The organism is Candidatus Clavichlamydia salmonicola, from assembly GCF_015356765.1.
In the GTDB taxonomy this organism is placed as follows: domain Bacteria; phylum Chlamydiota; class Chlamydiia; order Chlamydiales; family Chlamydiaceae; genus Clavichlamydia; species Clavichlamydia salmonicola.
Genome location: NZ_WTCQ01000018.1, coordinates 1 through 5804, shown reverse-complemented (window position 1 = coordinate 5804; position 5804 = coordinate 1). Strand labels below are relative to the sequence as shown.

General features: G+C 30.6%; 3 protein-coding genes. All 3 read left to right on the top strand.

The window, feature by feature from the left end; translation table 11 throughout:
• On the top strand, window positions 1–1137 hold a 1137-nt coding region (locus CLAVI_RS05465; protein WP_228547653.1), incomplete at its 5' end, for a hypothetical protein.
• Between the two features lie 145 nt (window positions 1138–1282).
• A complete protein-coding gene (locus tag CLAVI_RS05460) occupies window positions 1283–3250 on the top strand; it encodes a hypothetical protein (protein WP_194844589.1) in 1968 nt (655 codons plus the stop codon).
• 56 nt (window positions 3251–3306) lie between these two features.
• Window positions 3307–5804: hypothetical protein (locus CLAVI_RS05455; protein ID WP_194844588.1), on the top strand; the 2498-nt coding region annotated here is incomplete at its 3' end.

Here is a 5804-nt window from a genome sequence, read left to right as displayed (position 1 = left end):
ATTTTGTTTTATATGCCTTATTTTACACTAGATTATTTTTTAATGAATTCTCCAAACAAAACAAAATATTTTATGGTTAAAGAAAGTAAAGATCTATTTACACCTCAACATTTACAAGAATTAACCATGTTGACTCAAGAAATTTTAAGTAACAAGTTACTCTGTTTTTCAGTACCTTCTTCGTTTCCTTTAGCCCTTGATATGCACACTAATGCCCTTAACATTTTAAGTGATGTCACCTTGCCCTTAGTAATTGCTTGCAAAAATTCTTTAACAGACCCCAAAGATGTCGATATTGCAAACAATTTACAAACTGATCTGCTCAACTCCATTTTAACAGAAGATCTTTCTTTATTTAATCAACCACTCCCTACAGTTAGAAACGACCATAGCTCATCATTACAAAGAACTACTTCTCCCTTAGCTAATGAATGTCCTTACTCTGCTTTTTCCCCAAGTTTGTCTCCTTCATTCTTAGATGATAGCACTGCTTTTTCCCCAAGTTTGTCTCCTTCATTCTTAGATGATAGCACTGCTTTTTCACTCCCTATCATTGAAATATCCCCTGATGACTTTGACCCCAATCAATCCTCTAATGTAGTTGAGCCAGCCTCTAACCTATCCTCAGTTTATTACCCTCCCTACAAGCTATGGTACTCGCGATTTGATCTTAGCTACTCTATTTCTACATCAAATTTTCCTATATTCACTGAAACAACTTCATCTGTATCAGATTCCTCTAATTACCTCCTTCCTACCATAGAAGTATCTTCTGAATATAATCGCTATATATTAGTCGAAAAACCTGTTAAATCCCTTATGAACTATTTTCTTCATTTGCATGCGGCCATTGATTTTGTACTTACTCATTTTATTTATCAACTGACTGATGAATTTTTAAATTCTGTATCTTATACCCAATTTGCATGGCATCAGCAATCTCTTAGCTTTTTACTTAAGCTAATGAGACAACAATCCAGTCTTCTTGTATTAATTGATGATCCAGAAAGATCTGCTGCTATTACCACAGCTCATAAGAACCTTGTTGTAGACCTTGTATTATCATTAGAGAAAGGCTCATTAAAAAATAATGAACCTAAAGCTTCTCCTTTTCAAAGGATTTCTTCATCTATTTAAACATACATAATTAAATAATCTTTCAAAGTATTATTTTTTTGCAGTTTAAAAAAATGTTAACTATTTAATTTAAAAATAATAATTTATTCCAAACAAAAACAATTTTATTTAACATCAGCTATCTTTATTTCACTGCATAGACTGTATGCCCTACTTTACACTCGATCATATTCATGCACCATCCTCAACAATGGTAGTGAGCTTTGTTGTTAAAGAAACTAGCGAGCTATTAACTATTGAAAAAATCTGTTATTTAAGTAAATTAATTCAAACCATTCTAAAACATAATCTACCCTGTACTTATGCCCCCTTTTCATTTCACATAGCTCCTCTTGCACATACAAATATTATACCTATTTTACAAGATGTAATTGGACCTATACTAGAACAAGGAGCCTCACTAAATTCAACAATAGAAATCAAAAAAGCTTTAGATACTTTGCAAGCTTCTATGAATTTAGTTTTATTAAAAAATGAGTCTTCATCATTTATGCAGCCACTGCAAATAATGCCTACAGAACCTTCTTTAGATCACTCATCTCCTTCATCATATTTTCATGCAGTTAATCAAGAAAAATATGAGTTACCTATAAATAATTCCTCTACCTCTTCTTCTTCATCTTTACAGCCATCAACTTCAGATTCTCTGCTACTTTTTAATCTCCCTGTCATTGCAATAGAAGAAGGAAAACCTTACTTTACTATATATGACTGTAATATCTCTGATAGTTCATCTCACCTCAGCCATTGGCATGATTGTATTCATATTATCTTAGAAAATAAACTTTATCATCTAGATCGTTCTATGCCATTAACATTAGGTACCACCTTATGGCATGACACCCTACAATTATTATTAATTTTTCTTCAAGAACAAGAATTTCTCACTGACTTAGCTCCTAGCTCAGCTGAAATAAATATGTTAAAAAAAGATCATAGCCTATCTATTAATGAAATTTATTTAGCTTTGCAATCTTCTGGATTTAGCGAAATTGCTATCCAACAGATAAACGCAAAATCTTGTATACAACCTGGGCCATCTTCACTACATTATAAACCTGTAAAAGAAACATCTTCTATACCCTCAGCCATGCCTCCATTCTTTGCTCCTTTATTTTCTGTTAATAAATTATATAATCCTGCAATTAGAAAAAAATACTATCAATTACATTATGCAGTTAAGCAAAATAACCACACAGCTCAGCTACGTTTTGGCATAACAAAATCATTAAAAAGCCTTGAGACAAATGTTCAAGAGTTACTAAATTCACCTCACCAGTTAATTTATTTTCACCCATATTCAGAATGCCCTCAAATCCCTATTGTAAACCTTAACCATGAAGCGTTATTGCAAATTTTACACAAAAACATTACTGCCAACCTCCTTTATTGCCAAAAATATCACCTTGATGCATTAATAAGAAAAAATGAAGAAAACTTAGTAACTTCATTAACAAACTTACTAAATAGTATTCAAGCTTCAGCTAATACTTTAGGCCTCATTTTACCTAAAATTGACAACGCTCAATTATTAGAAGATATTTTTAAAGATATAACAAACCATCCTGAAAAATTGAAACAAACAAAATCAACTCCACTATTAAAGAAAGCTGTCATTACTGTTAAAAAAAATATCATAATCCCTCTATTCTTAATTACTTTAAAAACATCACCTAAAAACTCCAAGTCTCTTAAAAAAACATTATTCTACACACTAACTTATAGATCTAAAAAAAGCTATAGACCACAAACCATAGTCTATTTTCATATTAGAAAATTACTCTTAAAAATGAATGCAATGATTAAAACAATCTGTAACCCTAGTCATTCTCAATTAAGCACATTTAAATTTTTAGACCCTTATACAAAGAAAAAAATGAGCCTTACTATAGAAGAGGTATTTACATACTTGTATGAAGGAATGTCTGAAAATTTAAAATTTTTATCAAAAAATCATCCTAAAATATTAAAAAAAAGCAAAAAAAATAATACAAAAGTAGTTCTTGATGAAACACTAAGCCTTATTACAGACCAACTTAAGGATAAAGTTATAATTAAAAAAACAGCTCATATACTTAATGATTTATTAAAAAACCCTCAAACTACTCCCTGAGTGACTTATATCCAAAATCAGAAGAAAAAAAACAATAACAACTAACTATTTTAATTATGCCTTATTTTACATTAAATCATCTTCCTATGTCATCTTCAAATACAAAAGAAAGCTTTATAATTGAAGAAACTGAAGCAACATTAACAGTTGAAAAAATTTCCTCTTTAAGTAACCTAATTCAAACTATCTTAGAAAAACAGCTCCCCTGTACTTCTGTTCCTTCATCATTTTCATTAAGCTCTAATTTTCATACTAATATTTTAATCCTTTTACAAGATGTAATTGGCCCTATAATAGAACAAGGATGTGATTTCAAGTTAGACCTAGATCTTCAAGATTCTTTAAATACCCTCCAATCCTCCATGAATTTATGTCTATTAACAGCCGATTCGAATTTATTTATACAGCCCTTACCAATAGTAGTTCCTGAACCTTTTTTAGAAGCCCCTTCTTCAACAAATTTAATATTAGGAAAAAGAAAAGTAACAGCTCTTACTTCAATAGCTAAAAGGACTTTATCTGAATCTCATATAGAGCCCATACCTTCAAGTTCTCTTACCTTATCTAACCTTCCGATCCTTGAAATAAAAGAAGCAACAACATATTTCACTCTTGAAATGCGTGATATTAGTGATATTTCTAGTTATTTAAATCTTTGGCATGAAGGCATTGGGATTATTTTGGAAAATCATCTTCACTATTTCAAGCCTAATACTTCATCAGCATCAGTCACTTCCTCATGGAATAATACTCTTAAAATATTACTAGCATTCCTTCAAAACCAAAAGTTTTTAACTAATTTATTACCTAATGTAAATGAAAGAAATATATTATCTAATGATCATCTTTTAGCTATTAACGAAGTATCTTTAGCACTACAGTCAGCTGGCTTCAGTGAAACTAGCATACAAGAAACAAAATCCATCGATTCTAAAGATACCTCTTCTATGTCTTTAAATGTTGAAAAAAAAACACAACCATTAAGCACATTAGATTTAATCCAAATAGATGAAAATTCTTGCGCATCATCAAGCTCTACATCTACTACAGAAAGCCTGATCTCTAGTCCAAAGCAATCCTTCAAATCTCCTATATTTTTACTTAGAAAATTTAATACCCCACACACAAATGGACCTTTTTACAAAATGTCCTATCAAATTAAACAAAATAGTAAAAAATCTCAGCTTCGTTATCACATTTATAAAACATTAAGCATTCTTATTAAACATGCCCATGCTCTATTATGCCCTACTAAAAAACAAGCTGCCTTCTGTCAATGGCCAAAAATACTACAAAAAAAACATCAGTATCTTTCTAATGAAGAATTAGTAAAAACTTTATACAAAGGAGTAGTAGAAAATTCTTTATATTATCAAAAATATTACAACGACGCATTAATGATAAAAAGGAAGATAAATTTAAATCCACTTTTAGACAACCTAATACAAGCTATTGAAGCGTGGGCTAAAAACTCTGACATTTCCTTACCTAATATTAATACTCCTACTGTCTTAGAAGAAATCTCCCTAACTATAAAAAATAACCTCATACATGTATTAAGTGAAAAATCCAGCAATGTAAAATCACAATCAACTTTTATACAAAGCGTGATTCCTCTGTTTTCTATCTCTTCTTTCAAACAACCAAAGAAGACTAATCCTCTTCAACAAACCTTTTACTACACACTAAATTATCGACTAAAAACTAGCATACACAGTTCGTTCACCACGTTGTTTCAAGCAAAAAAAACAATTGCTAGAAGTTTTGAAATTATTCAACAATTGTGTACTTTAGAACATCTTCAATTCGCTTCTATACATTATCTAGACCCTTACACAGATCAAAAAAAAGCTCTTTCTCATGAAGAGACATTTACAATCTTATTTGAAGGCATGACAGATAATCTTAATTTTCTATCCACCTATTACCCAGATGTATTAAAGGAAACTAAAACACATCAATCCAAACATGCGATCGAAACTTCCTTAAAACTGATTTCTGATCAACTAAAAGATAAAATTCCTGTAAAACAATCTCCCTCTATCTTGAAAATGCTATTACAAACATATCAAGACACCTCAAAACAAATTATTGTTAAAAAACAGTGGGCTAAAAACTCTGACATCTCCTTACCTAATAGTAATACTCCTACTGTCTTAGAAGAAATCCCCCTAACTATAACAAATAACCACACACACGTATTAAGTGAAAAATACAGCAATGTAAAATCACAACCAATTTGTATACAAAGCATGATTCCTCTGTTTGCTGTCTCTTCTTTAAAACAACCAAAGAACAATAATCCTCTTCAACAAACCTTTTACTACACACTAAGTTATCGACTAAAAACTAGCATATACACTTCGTTCACCACATTATTTCAAGCAAAAAAAACAATTGCCAGAAGTTTTGAAATTATTCAACAATTGTGTACTTCAGAACATCTTCAATTCACTTCTATAAATTATGTAGACCCTTACACAGATCAAAAAAAAGCTCTTTCTCATGAAGAGACATTTACAATCTTATTTGAAGGCATGACAGATAATCTTAA

Coding starts and splice junctions, on each gene's coding strand:
- CLAVI_RS05460 (WP_194844589.1), top strand. CDS start 1,283: ATGCCCTACTTTACACTCGATCATATTCATGCACCATCCTCAACAATG.